At 68.4% G+C, this 19829-nt stretch carries 19 protein-coding genes and 1 pseudogene; 11 read left to right on the top strand and 9 right to left on the bottom strand.

The features are described from left to right. Positions 1-549, top strand: a complete 549-nt coding sequence (locus ACFPFQ_RS24550; protein WP_379622728.1) for a hypothetical protein — start codon at positions 1-3, stop codon at positions 547-549. Between the two features lie 233 nt (positions 550-782). Here ACFPFQ_RS24550 and ACFPFQ_RS24545 read toward each other — a convergent pair whose 3' ends face one another. After that, complete coding sequence (locus tag ACFPFQ_RS24545; protein WP_379622726.1) at positions 783-2213, bottom strand: PEP-utilizing enzyme; 1431 nt, start codon at positions 2211-2213, stop codon at positions 783-785. Positions 2214-2275: 62 nt separating this feature from the next. Here ACFPFQ_RS24545 and ACFPFQ_RS24540 point away from each other — a divergent pair, with 62 nt between their 5' ends. Beyond that, positions 2276-2794: a hypothetical protein gene (locus ACFPFQ_RS24540; RefSeq protein WP_379622725.1), complete on the top strand. Its 519-nt coding sequence runs from the start codon at positions 2276-2278 to the stop codon at positions 2792-2794. On the opposite strand, the gene ACFPFQ_RS24535 is transcribed toward ACFPFQ_RS24540, so the two are convergent. From ACFPFQ_RS24535 to ACFPFQ_RS24520, 4 genes are all read right to left on the bottom strand, one after another. Further along, positions 2754-3569 carry an alpha/beta fold hydrolase gene (locus tag ACFPFQ_RS24535; RefSeq protein ID WP_379622723.1) on the bottom strand — a complete coding sequence of 272 codons (816 nt, stop codon included), beginning with the start codon at positions 3567-3569 and terminating at the stop codon, positions 2754-2756. The genes ACFPFQ_RS24540 and ACFPFQ_RS24535 overlap by 41 nt on opposite strands. 21 nt (positions 3570-3590) lie before the next feature. Continuing rightward, positions 3591-4736: an FAD-dependent oxidoreductase gene (locus tag ACFPFQ_RS24530; RefSeq protein ID WP_379622721.1), complete on the bottom strand. Its 1146-nt coding sequence runs from the start codon at positions 4734-4736 to the stop codon at positions 3591-3593. A gap of 16 nt (positions 4737-4752) precedes the next feature. Beyond that, positions 4753-5592, bottom strand: a complete 840-nt coding sequence (locus ACFPFQ_RS24525; protein ID WP_379622719.1) for a 3-oxoacyl-ACP synthase III family protein — start codon at positions 5590-5592, stop codon at positions 4753-4755. A 180-nt stretch (positions 5593-5772) separates the two neighbouring features. After that, entirely contained in the window at positions 5773-6738 is a 966-nt protein-coding gene (locus tag ACFPFQ_RS24520; protein WP_379622717.1) for a PEP/pyruvate-binding domain-containing protein, read from the bottom strand. Between the two features lie 353 nt (positions 6739-7091). Between ACFPFQ_RS24520 and ACFPFQ_RS24515 the strand changes: the two are divergent. The 7 genes and pseudogenes from ACFPFQ_RS24515 to ACFPFQ_RS24485 all read left to right on the top strand — a co-directional run. Then, a pseudogene (locus tag ACFPFQ_RS24515) lies at positions 7092-7238 on the top strand (IS5/IS1182 family transposase); the annotation flags it as partial. Positions 7239-7273: 35 nt separating this feature from the next. Continuing rightward, positions 7274-7624 carry a hypothetical protein gene (locus ACFPFQ_RS24510; protein WP_379622715.1) on the top strand — a complete coding sequence of 117 codons (351 nt, stop codon included), beginning with the start codon at positions 7274-7276 and terminating at the stop codon, positions 7622-7624. After that, positions 7617-7838 (top strand): hypothetical protein, encoded by a 222-nt coding sequence (locus ACFPFQ_RS24505; protein ID WP_379622713.1) that lies wholly within the window; start codon positions 7617-7619, stop codon positions 7836-7838. Before ACFPFQ_RS24510 ends, ACFPFQ_RS24505 begins: the two co-directional genes overlap by 8 nt. 141 nt (positions 7839-7979) lie before the next feature. Continuing rightward, on the top strand, positions 7980-8246 hold the full coding sequence (locus ACFPFQ_RS24500) for a hypothetical protein (RefSeq protein ID WP_379622711.1): 267 nt from the start codon (positions 7980-7982) through the stop codon (positions 8244-8246). Between the two features lie 923 nt (positions 8247-9169). Beyond that, positions 9170-9736: a hypothetical protein gene (locus ACFPFQ_RS24495; RefSeq protein ID WP_379622709.1), complete on the top strand. Its 567-nt coding sequence runs from the start codon at positions 9170-9172 to the stop codon at positions 9734-9736. Between the two features lie 196 nt (positions 9737-9932). After that, on the top strand, positions 9933-11462 hold the full coding sequence (locus ACFPFQ_RS24490; protein WP_379622707.1) for a lytic transglycosylase: 1530 nt from the start codon (positions 9933-9935) through the stop codon (positions 11460-11462). Positions 11463-11808: 346 nt separating this feature from the next. Continuing rightward, positions 11809-12225, top strand: a complete 417-nt coding sequence (locus ACFPFQ_RS24485; protein WP_379622705.1) for a hypothetical protein — start codon at positions 11809-11811, stop codon at positions 12223-12225. Between the two features lie 108 nt (positions 12226-12333). On the opposite strand, the gene ACFPFQ_RS24480 is transcribed toward ACFPFQ_RS24485, so the two are convergent. From ACFPFQ_RS24480 to ACFPFQ_RS24465, 4 genes are all read right to left on the bottom strand, one after another. After that, complete coding sequence (locus tag ACFPFQ_RS24480) at positions 12334-13125, bottom strand: sulfite exporter TauE/SafE family protein (protein WP_379622761.1); 792 nt, start codon at positions 13123-13125, stop codon at positions 12334-12336. Positions 13126-13186: 61 nt separating this feature from the next. Then, a complete protein-coding gene (locus tag ACFPFQ_RS24475; protein WP_379622704.1) occupies positions 13187-14569 on the bottom strand; it encodes an MBL fold metallo-hydrolase in 1383 nt (460 codons plus the stop codon). 61 nt (positions 14570-14630) lie between these two features. Then, entirely contained in the window at positions 14631-14924 is a 294-nt protein-coding gene (locus ACFPFQ_RS24470; RefSeq protein WP_379622702.1) for a rhodanese-like domain-containing protein, read from the bottom strand. Positions 14925-15045: 121 nt separating this feature from the next. Then, complete coding sequence (locus ACFPFQ_RS24465; protein ID WP_379622759.1) at positions 15046-15309, bottom strand: metal-sensitive transcriptional regulator; 264 nt, start codon at positions 15307-15309, stop codon at positions 15046-15048. A gap of 313 nt (positions 15310-15622) precedes the next feature. On the opposite strand from ACFPFQ_RS24465, the gene ACFPFQ_RS24460 reads away from it, so the two are divergent. Beyond that, positions 15623-16978 (top strand): salicylate synthase, encoded by a 1356-nt coding sequence (locus tag ACFPFQ_RS24460; RefSeq protein WP_379622700.1) that lies wholly within the window; start codon positions 15623-15625, stop codon positions 16976-16978. After that, positions 16975-19629, top strand: coding sequence for an alpha/beta fold hydrolase (locus ACFPFQ_RS24455; RefSeq protein WP_379622698.1), 2655 nt, complete (start codon positions 16975-16977; stop codon positions 19627-19629). The genes ACFPFQ_RS24460 and ACFPFQ_RS24455 overlap by 4 nt, the downstream gene beginning before the upstream one ends. Positions 19630-19829 lie beyond the last annotated feature (200 nt).

Raw genomic sequence — 19829 nt, 5'->3', positions numbered from 1 at the left:
TTGCCCGACGGGACCTACCTGACCGCCCTGATCACCCCCACCATCCGCGGGCACCGCCGCGAGCGGTTGCTCGCCGCCGCCCGCGCTGGCGCAGACCTGTCCGACATCAACGCCGTCCCCGACGCCTACGACCAGCGCGGCCTGCCGGTCATCCACCTGGCCCGGGTGATCGAGTACGACGTGCCCGACCGGGTCGGCAACGGCACCGGGGAGCTGATCGTCGTGCTGTCCACGATCACCGAGCTGGCCGGGGACAACGGGGCCCGAGCTGATGAGTTGGCCGTCGCCTACAACGAGCGGTGGGAGGAGGAGACCGCGAACGACCAGCTCAAAACCCACCTGCGCGGCCCCGGCCGGGTGCTGCGCTCCCGGCTACCCGACCTGGTCCATCAGGAGGTCTGGGCCTACCTGATCGTGCACCACGCCATCAGCGAGCTGACCGCCCGAGCCTCCGCGGCCGCGGACCTCAACCCCGACTCGCTGTCCTTCGCCAAGGCCCTGCGCATGATCCGCCGTACCGCCCCCGGGACGGCGGACATTTCCCCCTGAGGACTGGGCCAACCGCCTCCCCGCCCATCTGGGCGAGCTCGCCACACTGCTCATCCCGCCCCGCCGCGAACGCACCAGCCCGCGAGCGGTCAAACGGGCCCGACACAACAGCTACCGGGTCAAGAAGCCCGGCGAGCCGGCCAGCATCCGCCACCGAGCACCGGCCACAATCAACATCCGCGAGCTGAAACCCCAGCCAGCAGCATGATCGACTTACGCTACGTGGCATTGCGTCAAGGCCCGCCTACATACGGACGTACGATTCCAGCATCACCATCCACAACATATGTAGCCCCTGAAATCAGCCTTACAGTGGCATCGCCGGTTCCTGTGACCGCAGGGATACCGAACTCGCGGGCCACGATCGCGGCGTGTGACAGGATGCCGCCCAGGTCGGAGACCACTGCGCCAGCAACCATAAGAAGGGGAAGCCAGGCTGGTGATGTCATCTGACACACCAGAATTTCTCCGCGCTGCAGGCTGGCGAAGTTGGTTGGTGACGTCACGACTCGAGCAACGCCAATGAAACTGCCCGATGCGGCAGGGACTCCGCGCAGATCCTCACCTGACAACGTGAGCGGCGCTGACGTAGGCGCTGGTCGGGTGAACGCAGAACGGCGGGCGGCGATGAGGTCCGGGTCTGGAGGTGCGCCTGTGGCGATAATCTGCTCGATTTCGATAAGACGCAGATGCATCACGTCGTCTGGGCTTTTCAGTAGATCCGCTTCCGTCCAGCGGGCACCAAGCACGCGGACCGGGTTGCGCATGATACGGGTTGCCTGCTCGTAACCAAATGCCATCCAGTCGCGTTCGGTGGAGATCTCGGACAAGCGACGGGCCAGTGCCCCGCCGCGCTTAGCGGCAGGCAGCGGGACCGGCATGGCGGGCGCATGGGAGTCCGACGTTGCCAGAAGTGCTGGCAGCACAGCCAGGAGGTCTCCGGGATGGGTGTCCCACACGGGATCGCTGACTAGAGGGATGAAGGTCTGTCCCCGGCCGCCGTGGGTGGCCATGAACGTGGCAGTGGCCCGGTCGAGTTCATCTGCGTCGGCGCTGCCATCGACGACCTGCTGCCAGATCAGCGCTAACCGCTGTAGATCCCGCCGGAAGATAGCAGTGGGGTGATCCTGTCCGGTGAGATCGCCCGCATGAGTGAGATTAGGTATGAAACGCGTCAGCTGATCGATAACGATCTTGATCGTGAAACTGGGCAGGAAGTGCCGTCTGCGGGACGCGAACATTGCCACTCGCAAAGCGACGCTATGCTGAATCATGGCGACAAGATCCGCATCCGAGGCCTCGTCCAAGTCACGGCCCAGAAGTGCGGCAATCTCGCGGAGCCTAGATTGAAGGTCGTTTCGTATCCACTCGGAGGGGCGGTACCGCATCCCGATGAGAGTGGTAACGATACCGATCGGCAGGCGATAGATGCACCGACCGGTCAACCATGGGCTGCGTGCGTGCACCGTCACCGCACCGGATTCGTCGAGCACGAGAATGTCAGCGGCCCTAATCCGAGAAAGCCCGAACCGCACCGCGTAGTCGAGCGTGGCCTGGACGATGCCAAGGCTGATGTCGCGGTCAAGGACGGTCAGCGGTCGGGGGAAGTAGTCGGCGAGCATCACGCCCACCTGCCGATCAGCCCAGCTGCGCAGTTTCTTCATCGACTTCCTCTCAGATTTTGCGAATACGAGCGCGACCGAGCTGTCACCGGTAGAATCGCCGTATGAAAACCGTTCGCGAAGTCAGTGTCATTCCTTGCACGCCCGCCGAGGTATGGCGATTCCTCACTACCCTGGATCATGACGCCTATCTTCGCTGGCATCCTCGCGATCACCTTGACTTTCGCCAATTGAAGGCGCCGCTCGGCCCGACGGGAGTCGGACAAGTAATGGTGTTCAAGGAGCGTCTGGGGCGGCGCGCCTTTCAATTCAGTTGTGTAGTGTCAGAATCCGTCGAAGACAGATACGTAGAATTCATGCCTCGCCGACCGCTGGCTCTACTGCGGCTGGGCAGTGGATACTTTCGTATAGAACCCGTGAGCGGCGGACGCGCGCAGTTGGAGGCGGTGGTGGAGCTGGGGTGGCGCAGCGCGATCGCCGGGCGGGTGTTGGACTGGCTCATTGGCAAGGTCATCGACTTGTCTGCGCTACGCGCGCACATGCAGGAAGAGGCGAGACACCTGCCGGACGCAGCCAAATCCCTCATGAAGCCTCGTCCAGAAACGCCCAGACCACCCGCGTAACATGGTGTGGGGATGTCCACGGGAGGAAGTGATCGCCGCCGGGGATGAGCACGAAACGCCCGCCAGTCGCCCGAGCTAGTTGCGCCATATGCTCCAGCCTAACGAAGCGGTCCGTCTCGCCACCTGCAACCAGCGTGGGGCAGGTGCCGGCTACCGAGTTCGGGTATCTCAAGCATGGCAGAATGCTGAATTTCAGATATCTCGCGACGGCACCCATGGCACGTATGCGCGGGAGCAGTTGATGGGTGGGCATCGCTCTGCCACCCATCAGCAACGCGACCAGAAGGGCGGCGACCGCGTCCGGCGTCACCCGGTACAGCGCAGAGCGCGCATAGAGCGCCGATATAAGGCGCATCCCACGTGGCATGACATACGTCGATGGAGTGCCCAGATACACCCGGCTGCGGACTCGATCTGGCCAGCGACGGGTGAACTCGCTGACGACCGCCCCGGCGTCGCTCCAGCCAACAAGATGCGCGGCGTCGACTCCGAGGTGATCGAGTATCTGTGCCAGCTCCTCGGCCCGTTGGGGCGGGCCAAACACCTCATGTGCGGAGACCGCGGGTGTGTACAACACGACTTGCCAGCCATCCGGCACCGCGTCAACTAGTGGCGCGTACACGAACCCCAGCTCGGCGAAGGTGGGGATCAGGATGACCGTCTGCCCCTCACCGCGTGAAAACAAGCGGCGGCCGCGGCTGGTAGTCATGGCACTGTTGAGTTGCTGCTGGACCTGCTGCGCGGCGGCGACCAACGATGGTTGGCTTGACTTCACTGAGGACTCGTCCCCTTTCGATTACCGGACATCCATCATGGCTTGCAGCAGGTTTCGCTTGACCGGCACGATCCTTCCGGCTAGCTGGACTGCTGCCATAGACGCCGCTGTTGGCGCTCGTTCGGCGGCAACACCGAGCAGGTGGGTGCGCCTCAAAGTGGGCCGTACGCTGCGCTGACGCTGAGCACCGTAAGAGGCGATTGCCTGATCTATGCGGGTCGCCGTCCGGGGGCAACCCGCCGCGTCAAGGCATCCTGCCAGTACTTCGGCGTCGCGAATGGCGAGATTCAGGCCCTGGCCACCAACCGGATGTACCTGTCGGGCAGCGTCTCCCAACAGGATCGCGCCGGGCCGGCCCCACCGATCGCTCACGGCCCTATAGAGGCGGTATGTGTGCGGCCGTTCGACCAGTTCGAGCGGCACCCCGGCGAGTGGTCGGAACCGGGCTGCAATGGTCTCATGGAGGAAGTCGGGCGCGCCGACTTCGTTGAGCTGCGACGAACGTACCTGGATACCGATGCGTTGCAGGCCTTCGGGCAGTGGCACTAGCACCATGGCTCCATCGTCGCTCAGAATGTAGAAGCCGCAGTCGCCGTAGCCGTCGACGGTGCGAACGCACGCATTATAAAATGCTGTGGCATAGCGATACACATTCGGCGCACCAAAGTACCGCCTTGCAAGGCGAGATCTTGCGCCACTGGCGATGATGGCCAGCGACGATGGGTATGTAGCGGTTGCCGTGTGGACCTCCGAAATCCGCCCGCCGGAGTCCAGCAGCTCGACACACCGCCCACCATTGACGACGTCTACCAATCCCGTTCGCTCGGCTGCGGCTCGCAGCGCTGCAGCTAGGTTAGGATGACGAAGCGACGTAAAACAATGATTGTCACCGAGTAGCTGCCGCGTGTCGGCGTCTAAAAGGATTCCACCGTCACCGCTCGCGATGCGAAACCGGTGAAACTGAAACGGATTGTGCGCAGCGATGTCGCGGTCAGCTCCCCACCGAGACAGCAACGGCATCACTCCGGCGTGAAGAACATCGCCCCGGTCTATATGCGCTGATGACGGGCGTGATTCGAGGACGGTCGATTGGTATCCCAAGTGCGCAAGCGCAAGCGCGCTCGCCAAACCACCGATACCGCCGCCAACAATCACGATCGGGTTCATAACGACCCACCGGCCGTCACCACTCGACCGCCGCTGCACCACAGGAGAATCCCAAACCGAACGCCAACAACAGGACCTTGAGCTCGGGTATGAGTAGCCCCTGCTCCTTGGCGAGCGACAGGTTCACCAGTAGACTTGCGGGCCCCATATTTCCGAGGTGGCAAACAGGCATAGGAACGGTTTTCGGGTCAAGCCGCAATGCCCTCACGCCGATATCAAGCAGCTTAGCATTCGGCTGGTGAGCGATCACGAGGCCAATATCTTCGCGCCGCCATTGTGACTCTTTGAGCACCGCGCCCAGAACGCCGGGGAGCACTCTTAGAGCAGCACGTGCCAGCCCCTGACCGTCCATCTCATAGAACCCGGCACTGATCTGCACCCCGGCGGACCCCGACTGATAACCGTGGATTGGAATTCGACCCAGATCGGCGTACTTGGTGTGTGTTTGCCATTGCAGGCTGTGAATATGGGTTGGATTTTCGCCATCAGAAGGAAGAGTCAACACCATCGCTCCTGCTCCGGCCCCGAACAGGCCGACAGTCGCCACATCCTTGGGATCGATAACGCCAAGGAAGTCGGCCGCGGCTGAGATGATGACCCGCTCGCAGCGTCCAGCCGATAGCATGAGGACTCCGATCTCGATCGCAGCAATGGGCTCGGAGCACACGCCGTCGATCGCGAGAACCCGAACTTCTGTCAGCCCGAGGGACTGGGCGAGAACGATTCCCGACGGCGGAGTTAAGCAGGTCAATCCATTCTGAATGTGTAGGAGTACGGTTTCCGCACCGAGATCAGATAGCAGTATCCCGGCTTGATCGCACGCGGCAGTTACGGCGCTCCGCGCCAAACTCTGCACGTCCTCGTTAGGTCCACATACACGCCGTTCGAGTATGCCTGTCCGCGAGGTGAACCACTCGCTGCCTAGCTCGAGCGAAACCGCAAGATCAGCGTTGGAAACGGTCTTCGAGCCGACTGCGTGCCCTATGCCAGCAACACGTACGTGCGTTGTCAAAATATTCGCTCCCTGGGTCAAGGACTAGTTGGCGCGGCCCGCGGCTCTGGCTTGGGTAACGGGGCGAGCCTGAAGGATCCAGATCCGGTCGGACTCGATCGCCCACTCTATGTCTTGAGGACCGCCGAGTAGCTGCTCCACGTGGAGTCCGATCTCCGCTATCGCAAGGGCCTGATGTTCGGTCAGCACAGGCTTATTTGACAGCTCCTGCGGCGTCGAGACCACACGGCTCTGTGGCGCGGTGGGAGAGACTGTCGACATCACCGATTTCAGGCCAATGTTGATATCAGTCACCACCAGAGGTGCCCTCGATACGGTAACCGCGTCGGGTGTAACCAGCCCCCCGACGACTGACTCGCCGGTTCCGAAGTTTGCTTCGATGTAAATCAGCGATGTGTCACGAGTGACCGGGTGCTGCGTGAACAACACGCCTGCCTTTGCAGCGAAGATCTGCCGCTGTATAATTGCCCCCATCATCGCAGTGGTTTCCGCAAGTCCGGTGCGGGCCGCGCGGTACGTCGCTGATCGATCGTTGAAATAGGCCGCCCAGCAGTCCTTCACGCGTTGCAGTAACGGTCCTACGCCACGTACTCCGAGGAAAGACTCGAACTGTCCAGCGAATGAGGCCTCAGCGCCGTCTTCGCCGACGGCCGACGAACGCACTGCTACGACCCGCGGCATGCCCGTGGGTGAGTTCCAGCCTTGGTAGGTCGATTGTATCGCAGCATCTACGGTATCAGGGAGTGACGCACCTCTTATCTTATCGGTGATTGAAGCTAGTCGTGCCGACGAAATATCGTCACTCAGCAAGCCGGCAATACTGATTGCGTTGCTGTGCAGGTGCAGCAAAAAGGCCGCTCCAGTGGCGACCGCAAACTCCGGCACCGCAATACCGGCCAGACGCAGACGAGCGAGGGTGGCGGCCTTACCGCCGACAACTGAACTTGATTGCGCGATGACAGCATCATCGTCCATGATCAGCGACTGCATCCCCAGATCATCGTCCTCATAAGGTTCGTACGCCAGTATCGAGGCGAGCTGGCCCTGGCTGCTCGGGCCGCGGAGTGGAGGTAGTCCTGGCGCGGGCGTGCGTGTTGCTCACCGACTGGAGACCGAGCTTGGCGAGGATGTAGCGCTGCGCGGTGGTGAGTTCGATGCGTTGCCGAAAGTGCCGGCGGGTTCTTCGAAGGTGCCGACGTGCAGTACTTGGAGGTCCTCGCGGACGCGGTTCCAGGTGTCGACGGCGCTGGTCTTGACAATCCGGACCAGCAGCAGCGCGAGCGCAGCAGAGGATGAGGTGGGCGCGGATGCGGTCTTCGAGGCCGGGTGAGTGCGTCGAGGATAACTCCGCCCACGCCCGTCAACGCGGACCCGGTGAGCGCGCCAACGCGCAGCTCATGAGCGGGAAGATCCTCCGCAGGATCCGCTGCTGCCCCCACCGGGCCACCGCTCTCGTCAAGGCCATCCTCGTCCTCATCCACGCCAGCTGACCCCAAGTGGAAAAGGCTCACTGCTGTCCGGTGCCGTGGGCGCCTACAGCTACTACGACCCGCTGCAGCGCCCGATCTCCCGCACCCTCGCTCTCTGGCTCATCGTCGTCATCGCCGTCGCTGCCCGACGGCCGCCGCGACCGGCGATCCTGCACGCCACCGTTGCGCTGCTGAGTGCCGTCATCGCCTTCTACGTGGGCAAGAAGGTGATGTACGCGCTGCGCTATCCCGGCCAGCCCTACCCGCTCAACTACACCGAGATCGGACTGTGGATCGTGCTCGCGATCGCCGCGGTCTCGGGCTCGGCTGGCGTTTCACCGCATCAGCCACCCCGGCTGGCCCGGTGCCGCCGCCACGGCGACAGCGGCCGGGCTTCTGATGGGTGACGCCGTGCATCGCGGCTACTTCTACCGCGACGATATCCCCATCGTCGCCGCGATCGCCGCCCTCGGACTTGCGCTGCTCGTCGGCCTGACCCAGCACGACCGCCGCCATCAAGCTCCACGAACGGCGCTCCTCACCGTCCCGGCAACGGTCGGCGCCGTGCTGCTCGTGTCCGCACCCGACGTTATCGAGCAGCTCGTCTTCGTCGGCTTCTGACCTGTCCCGGCGAAGATCGGTCGCAACCGGTGTCCTTTCCCGTCCGCGGCCCGACGCGACCGTGCGGCGTCCGCCGCCACCCCAACAGCGGCAGCGTCGACTCTGCCGCGGCTCGTACTGTGACCTCCACGGAGGTGCCCGATGACAATCGTCCGGTTACTGCTCGCGGTCCTGGTGCTCCTGATCGTGATCCCGATGGCCCGCACTGAGGTCAGGCTGCGACGTCGGGCCGCATTCGAGCTGACCTCTGGCCTGTCGGGCCGCGCGCTACGCACGGCCAAGCGGGACAAGCTGGCGCAGCTCAAATACCTTCAGCGGCCCTCGACGCGACCGGCCAGCAACACCTCCGACGCGGGTTCCCCGGGTGGCGCAGTCGACGGCTGCGGCCACGGGGCCGGTCACAGCTGACGCTGACGATCAGTTTCCAACATGGCCAGTGAGCGGCCACAATGACATTGGCCGGGATGGTGCTGTTGCCGATCAGCTTGGCCCAAGGTTGCCCCGGTTGTCCGGGGAACCGCCGGCTGAATCTGGCGTGAAGATCGCGTCGAGTCAGTTCGGTGCCGCTGGCACGCGACGTCAGAGGATGGTGGCGCCGGTCGCTGCGTGGGCGACAACCACCTCGAGCGTGGCCGACGGCGAGTTGGTGGCGATCACGACAGGAACGCCCGCGAACCGTGCCGAAGAACGTCTGGAACTGGAACTGGACCTCGTCCGTGTCGAACTCGCCACCCTTGAGGTGAGAAGCCGGGGTCGTGCAGTGGTCCCACCCGAGACACCGCGAGGTTTCGTTTATCTGGTCGCGCAGATCAGCGGTCCGGATGTCGTCGCTCGCCAGCCCGCGCAGCACACGCAACATGTCCGCCACGGTAATGAACCACCCACCCCGACGCGCAGGCCGCCGGGCCGACCGGCGGCACCTTCCCCCGCGTCAGGACCCCAGGCCGGCCATAGAACAGCATCGGGTCCGTCGGTACCGAGCACCGCGCGCTGTGCACCCCGACCGGGTCGAACACCTCGCGCTGGACACGGTCGAGGAACAACCGGCCGGCCGCGCCTCCCCCCGGGGCGGGCGCATCCTCCATCCGGGGAAGAAGATCCCGAACGATCGAAAAGTTGATGTTGTTGTAGGACGACCGCCCCTTGTCCGCCACCGTCACACCGATCGCGATCTGTTCCTGCGCCGCAGGCCCAGCTGTTCGGGCTCACGCAGTTCGGCGGCCACGACGTCTGGGCCGCCGGATACGCCGCCGACCCCGACCACGACCGCGGGCGCGGCACCGTGCCAGCACTGGGACGGCCACGCCTGGACCGACCAGCCGCTGCCCACTGTGGCCACCAACTGGGGCCTCTCCGGCATCGGCGGTATCGCGACCGACGACCTGTGGACGGTCGGGACCGTGATGCAACACCCCGTCCGGGCGGTCACCCTGCACTACGACGGCCACACCTGGCAGCATGTCCCCGCGCCCACCCCACCGCACACCGCGGTACACATCAGTGATGTCGTAGCGCTGGCCAGCAATGACGTCTGGGCCGGCGGCCACCACCAGACCTCCGCTGAGCGCGGACACCAGCCGCGGCGACAGTTCGCGATGCACTGGGACGGGACGAGCTGGTCCACCCGCGACCTCGACGACCACGAGGGCCAGATCTCGCAGCTGGCTACCGACCGCGGACGGGTCTTCGGGATCGGCAACGCCGGCGCCGCGCCGTACGCCACCGCGCTCACCGGCCCGCCCTTGCCGGCACTGCCCGGCCCCACCCTCTCCGATACGGCCGTCCGCAGTTCCCTGCACGGCGCAACCATCTTGTCCGGCGGCGCGCTGCTCGCCGTCGGAGCCACCGCCAGCACACGGATGCCGCTCCAGCCCCTCACCGCGCTCATGCACCCATGACGACCAGGCCGTGCCAACCGAGGACAGAAGGTTCTCCGACCCGCGGTCAATATTTCCGTGCTCAACAGTTGGTCCGCCTGCGGCCGGTCGGTCCGCCCTCGACCCGGTGCAGGCGGCGAAGGAGTTCTCCAGCCGCTGACCCCTCCCCCATTTCAGGCTCTCGTCACCGGGGAGCGGGGATGGCAGAGTCACCGCGGTGGGCAAGGATCGGCGTGGGGGGGCGGTGGTCACCGCCGTGGTGCTGGCCGTCGTGCTGGCCACCCCGCAGAGCCGATCCGAGACGGTGGCGACCGCGCCGGCGGATCCGCCCCGTGTGCAGGTGGAGCTGGGCGCGCTGCAGCGGGCCGGCACGCCCCTGCCCGTCGTCACGCTGACCGTGGCCCCAGTGCCCGCGGCTCTGGCGGCGCAGGCGACCGCCCTCTCGCCGGCGCAGGTGCTGCTCGAAGGTGGCATCCCCGTCCGCGTCCTTGCGGCCTACCGGCACGCTGCAGACCTCATGGGGGCGGCCGATCCGGGCTGCCGGCTCGACTGGGCCCTGCTGGCGGGGATCGGGCGCATCGAGTCGGGTCACGCCGCGGGCGGCCGGGTGGACGCCGCCGGCACCACGCGTGGCCGCATCCTGGGCCCGGTCCTGGACGGTTCGCTCCCCGGCAGCACGGTGGTCACCGACACCGACGGCGGCGTTCTCGACGGCGATGTCCGCTTCGATCGTGCCACCGGCCCGATGCAGTTCCTGCCCGCCACTTGGCGGTCTATCGGGGCCGACGGGAATGCCGACGGCGTGGCCGATCCCAACAACGTCGACGACGCGGCCCTGGGTGCCGCCCGCTACCTCTGCGCGGGCGGGGGCGACCTGAGCACCACCGCGGGCGCGATCGCGGCGCTATTCCGCTACAACCGGTCGGCCGCCTACGGCGCCACCGCGCTCGCCTGGGCGCAGGCCTACCGGACGGGAGCCACCGCCGTCCCCGACCAGGACGGTCCGGTGCCCGCGGCCGAGCCAGGGCCGCAGGTGCTGGCCGCCGCCGAGGGCGGGCCGGGTGGCCCGCCGCAGACGGCAGCCCGCGGTGCCTCAGTCCCGGAGCCCCAGGCCGGCGCGCCCGTCCTCGGGCCGGCAGCGCCGCCGCGTCCTGCGAGCCCGGCGCAGCCCGCCGAGAAGCCACCGGCCCCCCCGACCACCGCCACGTCGGAAGGCGGACCGGCGACGCCGCCGGTCACGCCGCCGCCCACCACAACACCGCAGCCCACCACGACACTCCCGGGGACGACCCCGCCCACCACGAGTCCGCCCGTCACGGCGGCGTCCACCACGACTATGCCCGTCACGACGCCGCCCACCCCGGCCTGCCCCGCGGTCACCGTCGCGGCGTCAACGACACGGGTCGTGCCGGACACGACCGGGCTGCTGCTCCGCTTCGCGCTCCCGGCCCTCCCGGCCGGTTGCCGGGTGGCCACGGCGACGCTGCGGCTGGACCCGGGCCCCGATGCCGCCGGTGCGACGCTGACGGTGCGCCGACCGACCGCGGCCTGGTCGGCCACCACGGCCGCCGAGCCCGCGTCGGTGGGCCCGGACGTGGCCTCGGCTCCGGTCGCGGGCGTGCGCCGGTTCCGCATCACCGGGCTCGTCACGGTGCTCTATGCGGGTCCCGACCACGGTCTGTTGGTGCGGGGCGCGGGGGCGCCGGCCGCGCCCGTCCAGCTGACCGTGTCGTTCGTTCCTGCTTAGCTTGATCTTTAACCTGTGCGCTGTCCGCCGGGATGTCATGGTGAAGTTGCGCGCGGACCCCTGATAGCCCGCCGCCCGGGCGGCCGGGCGCAGGCGTTTGGCGGTGATCCGGCCCTTCGTGTTCTCGACTCGCTCAGCGACCAGGTCGCTGACCCCCGGGTTCCGCAGCTGATGTTGGCGCTGGACACGGAATCTGGGGTTTGACCTGCACCGCTGAAGTGGGGTTGACGCGGCGCGTCTCAAAGGCCAAGTGCCCTCTGAGCAGGGACGATGTGGTTCTCAACGCCAATCGTTCCCCGGCCCGGAAGTTACCTGGAAGATGCGAGCTTCCCACAACCTCAGCACCGTGTCCGTGAGCTGCAACGAGCCCAATCTCGTGTCGGGCGCAGGGCTGTTGCCCGCGGCAGTGCTGGCCCAGAAGATCGGACTCGCCGAGCTGATCGAACAACGCGTGCGGCTGGCCGCGCACGGCGCCAACGGCGGGACGAAGGCGTTGACGGTGGTCGGGTCGATGCTGCTGGGCGGTGACTCGGTCGCCGACACCGCGCCGCTGCAGGCCGGCGCGACCAGCGAGCTGTTCGACCAGATTCGCGCGCCGACGACCATCGGGTCCTGGCTGCGCGCGTTCAAGTGGTCCAACGTCCGCGAGCTCGACGCGGTGCCCCGCGAGCTCCTGGCCCTGGCCTGGGCGTCGATCTCGGTGAGGATCCCGAACCCCTGCCCGGCCATGGCCTGCCGCACGGCGGCGACGGCCTTCTCGTAGGGCAGCTCCAGGGTGAACGTCATGCTGTAGTCCGTCAGTCGTGCTCCCGATTCCGTTGTCGTTCCCGTTGTTGTTTCCGTGTCGATGTCGGGTGTGGGGCGGATGGGTTCAGCTGGTGTGCAGGGCGGCGGGGGCGAACAGCGCGGCGGCGGCGACCCCGGCGGCGACGGCCAGGATCACCACGGCGAACCCGCGGCGCAGCGCCGCGGCCGGCAGCCGGTTCGCCACCCGCCCCGCGGCCAGGGACGCCAGCAGGGCGGCGGCGGCGAACACCACGATCACGCCGTAGTCCACGCTCGCGGCGGCGGCGGCGTGCGCGGCCAGCCCGGACAACGAGGTGAGGGTGACGATGGCCAGCGAGGTGGCGATGGCCTCGGCGGGGGTCAGCCCGAGCAGCAGAGTCAGGGCGGGCACGATGATGAACCCGCCCCCGACCCCGAACAACCCGGTCAGCAACCCCACCCCGGCACCCGCGGCGAGCGCCTTGGGCAGGCAGCTGCGCCAGTTGATCCCACCCCCACCGGTGCGACACACCCCGCCGGTGTCGTCGGGTTTGCCGCGCAGCATGCGGACGGCGACCACCGCCATCAGCACCGTAAACGCCAGCAGCAGCCACTGGGTGGGCAGCAGCTTCCCCAACGCGGTCCCCGCGAACGCGGTGGGCACACCGGCGGCGGCGAACACCAGCGCGACCGGCCAGCGGATCGTCCCGGTGCGCAGCCGCGCCACCAGCCCGCCCGCCGCGGAGATCGCGACCACCAACAGCGACCCGAACAGCGCCGCGGGCACCGATTGGCCGACGCCGTAGATCAGCGCCGGGACGGCGAGGATGGATCCGCCCGCGCCGAGCAGCCCGAGGGCGGAGCCGATGATCAGACCGAACACGCCGGCGAGGATCATCATGACCCGCTCCCTCGGCCGCCGTGCCGCTGATCGGTCCGAGGTCCGGTCGGGTGTCTGGTCACGGGGTGGTCATAGGGATCCCGGCATCAGCGGCGTTACCGAAATCGTCGTCGACGACCACCACGGTGCGCCCGGCCCGGGCCAGCAGCGACGCGGCCGCGGTGGCGCGGTAGCCGCTGCCGCAGTGCACCCACACCGCCCCGGATGGCACGTCGTCGAGCCGCCCGGGCAGCTCCGGCAACGCGACGTGCACCGCACCCTCGAGGTGGGAGGCCTTCCACTCGGTGTCGAGCCGGACGTCGAGCACCACCTGCGCCGGGGGCAGATCGCCGTCCCGCCGCCCGGTGAGTTCGGCGGCCAGCGCGGAGAAACTCGCGCTGGGCAGGCTGGTGAGCTGCGCGGGGTCCGCGGCCAGCTCGCGCGGAGTGCCGGTCGCGGCGGCCGCGACCCGGTCGATACCAATCCGGACCAGTTCCCGCTGCGCCGCGGTGACCTGGGCGGGGTCCTCGCCGAGCAGGGTGATCGGGGCGCCGTAGGGGGCCATCCAGCCCAGCCAGGTCGCCATCGGCCCGTCCAGGCCGAGGCTGATCGTTCCGCCCAGGTGCGAGTCGAGGTAGGCCTTGCGGGAACGCAGATCCACCACCCACTCCCCAGCCGCCGCCCGCCGGGCCAGCTCGGCCGGATCGGCCAGGACCGCGGCGCGCAGATCCACCGGGTCCGGGCCGGCAGTGTTGAGCGCGCCCATGTGGGCGTAGTAGGCGGGGTAGGCGCCCAACCCGGACAGCGTCTCGCGGACGAACTCGTCCCGGGCGAGCCGCAGGACCGGGTTGACCTCCCGTTCTTGGCCCAGTGTCGAGTCGTCGCCCGAGGCCGGGCTGGCGCTGCAGAAGCTGCCGAACCCGTGCGTCGGCCACACCTGCGCCCCCTCGGGCAGCAGGTCGGCCATCGCGTGCGCCGAGGCGTGCTGGGCGCGGGCCAGGGGTTCGGCGTGCTCGTCGCCGAGCAGGTCGGTGCGTCCGGTCGTGCCGTAGAGCAGCGACCCGCCGGTGAACACCCCCATCGGCCCGTCCGCGCCCTCCAGGACGAAAGCCAGGTGGTGGAAGGTATGCCCGGGAGTAGCCAGCACGCGCAGCCGCAGCCGCGGCGAGACCTCGACCACATCGCCGCCGGTGACGCCGGTGCTGTCGAACGCCAGCTCGTCGTCGGCGCAGGTGAGGTAGACCGCGCCGGTCAGGCGGGCCAGTTCCAGGCCACCGGAGACGTAGTCGTTGTGCACGTGGGTCTCCGCCACGTGCGAGATCCGCACCCCCAACCGCCCGGCCAGCGCCAGCACCCGGTCCACATCGCGTTGCGGGTCGATCACCACCGCCACCTCCCCGTCGGTGGCCAGGTAGCTGCGGTCCCCCAGCGAGGAGGTTTCGATCACTTCGACATCAATCACAACAGGTTCCTTCCGTCCTCGGTCCGGTACCCCTTCAGCTCCGGGCTCGTGCGGTCCCCGGTCAGGGAGTGCCGGAGTCCACCAGGCGGCCGGACTCGATCCAGCCGGCCGTTCCGCCGGCCACCGACACCGCCCGCGCGCCCGCCGACGTCAGCGCCTCCGCCGCTTTCGCGCTGTGACCACCGGACTGCCAGATCACATACAGCTCCTGGCCGGCGTAGTGGCCCGGGTCCGCGACGATCTGCTCCAACGCCACGTTCACCGCACCGGGCACATGCCCGGCCGCGAATTCCTGCGCCGAGCGGACATCCAGCACCGCCACGTCCTCGCGGCGCGAGGACGCGAACTGCTCCACATCAACCTCATCAACCTGCGTCACAACTGACCTCCTCAACCTTCAGGTACCCGGTGGGGTATCTGACAAACACATGTCCGCCGTGGTTGACGTGACATACACGGCCTATTCGGGAGAACGTTCAGGCGAGGGAGAGGAACAGCTTCTCCAGCGCGGCCTCGGTCATCGGCGGCTCCTCGCCCCGATCCCGCGCGGCCTGGCAGTGCCGCATTCCACTCGCCACGATCTTGAACCCGGCCCGGTCCAACGCCCGCGACACCGCCGCGAGCTGGGTCAACACCTCAGCGCAGTCCCCACCCTCCTCGATCGCCCGGATCACACCGGACAGCTGCCCGTTGGCCCGGCGCAACCGCACCAACGCATCACCCACCAGAGCGGGAGTCATCTTCACGTCGCCACCTCCATCAAAGCCAACATACCCCCGGGTGTATCAGCACCTCCGTTGGCTGCTGCGGTTCGGATCGGACCGGAGCACTCGACACCGGTCTCCCCGGTGTGGCGAGCTGGTCGGGCGCGGTGGTCACGGGTTGATCGCGTGTTCACGCTATGCCGCCTGGCTGCGCCAAGCGTCGGGATCGCGCACACCCTCACCGGGTGGTCGGTCGTTGGAGACTCCGTAACCCATTCCCGGCCGCCGGCCCATGAGCGGGCCGGCCCGGGTGGACATCGACAGGCCATTCTGACCCCACGGAGGTGTCGTGAGCCGCTACCACGTGGCCACGTTGGATATCGTCGTGGAGCCGGTGCGGGCGGTGCGCAGGTTGGTCTCATCGGGTCTGCTCGGGCGGTACGTGATGTACGAACGGGGCGGCCGCTACCACCTTGCCGGTCGGGCCGAGGGCGAGGTCGTCGTGGACGGCCGGCAGGTGCGCTCGACCCGGGCCGCCGACGGGTCGCGCACGAACGAGGACTGGACAGGCACCCCGTGGCCCGAGGTCTCGGCGGCGATCGACCGGGTCCGTTTCGACGGTGCGCGGGTCTACGGGTTCGCCTGCTTCGACCTGGCCGCGCAGATCGGCACCGGAACGGCTCCCGCCGGACGGGATGAGACTCTCGCCCACATGATCGTCGCGGGTCTTGAGGTCGAGCTCTGCGCGGGGCGGGCGGTGGTGCGCTCGGTGGACCCCGAGCTCCTGGAAGCGGTGGCCTGCGTGCTCGCGGCGCCCGACACACTCGCTGACCCCGTGCCATCGCCGGTGGACGTGCGCACCGACTGCGGCCGCTACCGAGGCCGCGTCGACGAGGCGATCAGCGACATCGCCACCGGCCGGCTGCAGAAGGTGATCCTGTCGCGCTCGGTGGTCGTCGAGTTCCCCGTCGACATCCCTGCGACTTACGAGCTGGGCCGCTCCCACAACACGCCGACCCGCTCGTTCCTGCTGGATCTGGGCGGATGGATCGCGGCCGGGTTCAGCCCGGAGAGCCTCGTGGAAGTGGGTGCGGACGGCTCTGTGTCCACGCAGCCACTCGCGGGCACGCGCGCCTTCACCGGCGACGAGGCGCTGGACGCGAAGCTGCGCGCCGAGCTGGTGTCGGACCCCAAGGAGATCTTCGAGCACGCGACGTCGGTGAAGCTCGCCGTCGAAGAGGTCACCGAGATCGCCACCGCGGGGTCGGTGCGGATCACCGAGTTCCTGGCGGTCAAGCAGCGCGGGAGCGTGCAGCATTTGGGCTCCCGCGTCATGGGCGACCTGCTGGCGGAGAAGACGGTCTGGGATGCGCTCGGCGCCGTGTTCCCGGCCGTCACGGCCTCGGGGATCCCGAAACGCCCCGCCTACGACCTGATCAGTGAGCTGGAGGACGGTCCGCGCGGCCTCTACGCCGGCACCGTGTTCATGCTCGACACCGACGGCGCGTTGGACGCGGCGCTGGTGTTGCGGGCCATCTACCAGCGCGACGGACGCGCATGGCTGCGGGCGGGTGCGGGCATCGTCGGGGCGTCTCGGTCTGAGCGCGAGTATGAGGAGACGTGCGAGAAGCTGATGAGCGTCGCGCCCTACGTCGTCCCCGCGATGCCCGCTACCCGGCAGCCGATCAGGGAGAAGCGAGCATGACGACCCCCACGACCACCTCGCGCCTACTGCCGCTCACCGTGCCGGGTGACGTGACGTCGGTGGTGCACCGGTGGCGGCAGGTGGCCGCGACGTTGGGTGATCGGCCGGCGGTGAGCTCGGCGGGTGTGCGGTACTCCTTCGCGCGGGCCGACGCGGTCACCGATGTGGTGGCGGCGCGGCTGCTGGCCACGGTGCCGGACGACGGCACGCCGGTGCTGACGTTGCTGGATCACAGCGCGGAGGGCGTGCTGGCGTTGTGGTCGGTGATGAAGGCGGGTCGGATCCTGGTGGCGTTGGATCGGCACCTACCGGTGGATCGGCTGCGGCGGATCGTCGAACTGTCGGGCAGCACGTGTGTGGTGACCGACGCCGAGCACGCCGGCCTGGCGGCCGCTCTGGGTGCCACCACGGTGCTGCGGTTCGAGGAGCTGGCCGCCGACGTGGACGGGCCGGGTGCGGTGGCCGACCGGGCCAGGGTGGCCACTGTCGCGGTGGCGGGTCTGGATGATCCGTTGTGCATCGTGTTCACGTCGGGATCGACGGGCGTCCCGAAGGGCGTGGTGGTGACCCACGGGCACGCGCTCAACGACGCGCACCACGGCGCGGAGAACCTGAGGATCGGTGTGGCCGACCGGGTCGTGCAGGTGCTGCCGCTGTCGTTCGCGGGCGGATTCATGCTGATGCTCAAGGCGCTGCTCCACGGCGCCGGCATCTGGGCCTACGACCCCCGTGACCGCGGGGTGCGGGGGTTGGAGCCACTCCTCGCGCAGGAGCGGCTGACCGTGCTGGGCTGCACGCCGCACCTGCTGCGGGCGCTGGTGGCGGCGCTGCCGTCGGGTCACGTGCTGGACACGGTGCGGCTGGTGACCACCTGCGGGGAAGCGGTCTACGGACGCGACTACGAGGCGCTGCGCCCGCACCTGCGTCGAGGCGCGTCCTACGTCAACTGGTCGGGGTCCTCGGAGGTCGGCAACATCTCCTTCCACGAGATCGGGTGGGGCGCCCCGGAACAGGACGGTCCGATCCCGGCGGGGCGCATCGCGAGCAACAAGGAGGTGCGGATCCTCGCCGACGACGGGGCGCCGGTCGCGGCCGGTGAGACCGGTGAGCTGGTGGTGGTCTCGGACTACATGTCGGCCGGGTACTGGCGCAACCCCACCGCGGAGGCCACCAAGTTCGGCCGCGACGCCGACGGGCGGCGGTTGTGCCGGCCCGGGGACATGGCCCGGGTGCAGGACGGGGTGCTGAGCTTCGCCGGCCGGACCGACGCCGCGGTGAAGATCCGCGGCTATCTCACCGATCCCAGCGAGGTGGAGGCCGCCATCGTGGACTCCGACGCGGTCGCCGAGGCCGCGGTGATCGCCGTCGTGCGGCCGCCCGCCGCGAGCTACCTGGTGGCCTACGTCGCCGCGGACAAGCGTTTCCGCGCCGAGGAACCGGCCATGATCCGCAGGCGGCTGCGCCAGCGGCTGCCCGAGTACATGGTGCCCTCGGTCATCGTGGCGATGGCGGAGCTGCCGCGCAACGAGCGCGGACGAGTCGACCGCCAGGCGCTGCCCCCCGCCGCGCCGCCCACCCTGAGCGAGCCGCCCACGACGCAGTGGGAGATCGTGCTGTCGGACCTGTGGGGTGAGGTGCTGGGCCTGGACTCGGTGGGCCTCGACGACGACTTCATGGAGCTGGGCGGTGACTCGCTCACCGCGCAGGAGATGCGCCGGCTCGTCGCCGAACGGCTCGGGATCGCGCTGACCTCCGCCGACCTCGTCGAGGCACCGACACTGCGCCGGTTCACCCGGCGCGTCACGCTCGGCTCGGCCTCGCTGCCCAGCCACCCCGACATCGTCTCGCTGCGCACCGGAGGTGCCGGCACGCCGGCGTTCTGCTTCGCCGGCGGCGGATCGCTCGCGCTCACGTTCGTGCCGATCGCGCGCCACCTCGGCGACCGCCCGGTGTACGGATTCCAGGCCCACGGGCTCGAGCAGCGAGCCCGGCCCGACCGGACCGTCGAGGCCGCCGCCCACCGCGCGCTGCAGCTGATCCGGGTCATCCAACCCCACGGCCCCTACATCCTGGTCGGGCACTCCTTCGGAGGGCTGGTCGCGCTCGAGACCGCGCGGTGGCTCGAACAGGCCGGCGAGACGGTCCGCCACCTCACACTGCTCGACACCTACCACCCCACAAGCAGCGCCGGCGCCGTCCTGGCACCACTGCCCCCGATCCCGGACGACATACCCGCCGCCGCGGGGGCCCCGTCGCTGTGGCGCCGCAGCCTGGGGACGGTCGGTACCGCGGTCCACCGCCGGGTGCAGGCCGTGCTCCCCGACGGGCTGCCGGAGCTCGACCAGCTCGGCGAGCGCGTGCGGGCCCGGCTGGCCGGCATCATCGCGTTCCCCGGGCAGCACCAGTTCGACGCCTTCTTCGACAACTCCGGGCTCGTCGCCCGCCGGTATGCCCTACGACCGCTGACCACACCCGTCCTGCTGATACTCGGCGACGACAACCCCGACGGCGCCCACGCCTGGACGCCACTGCTCACCGGACCACACAAGATCGTCGAGATCGCGGCCGAGCACAGCTCGCTGATGCGCGAGCCACACGCCTCCGACATCGGAGCGCTCATCACCGCCGAGCTCGGCGACGACAGACGATGATTCCGCAGACGCGGCTCCTGCCCTGCTATCGGAACCGACACGGGAACCGGGGAGCGGAGTCAAGCCGGTCGTAGTCCATCACCTCGGCCCGGGCGAGGTCGACCCGCCCTGACGCCACCCATCGGCGCGCCCCAACAGTGTTCCGACTCGTGGTCAAGGGCACGGTGTCTGGACGGACGCCACGGGTGACCGGTTCAGCG

The sequence above is a fragment of the Pseudonocardia sp. GCM10023141 genome, assembly GCF_042653605.1.
Note: the sequence above shows the minus strand (reverse complement) of the source record. Positions and strands in the feature narration are given on the sequence as shown.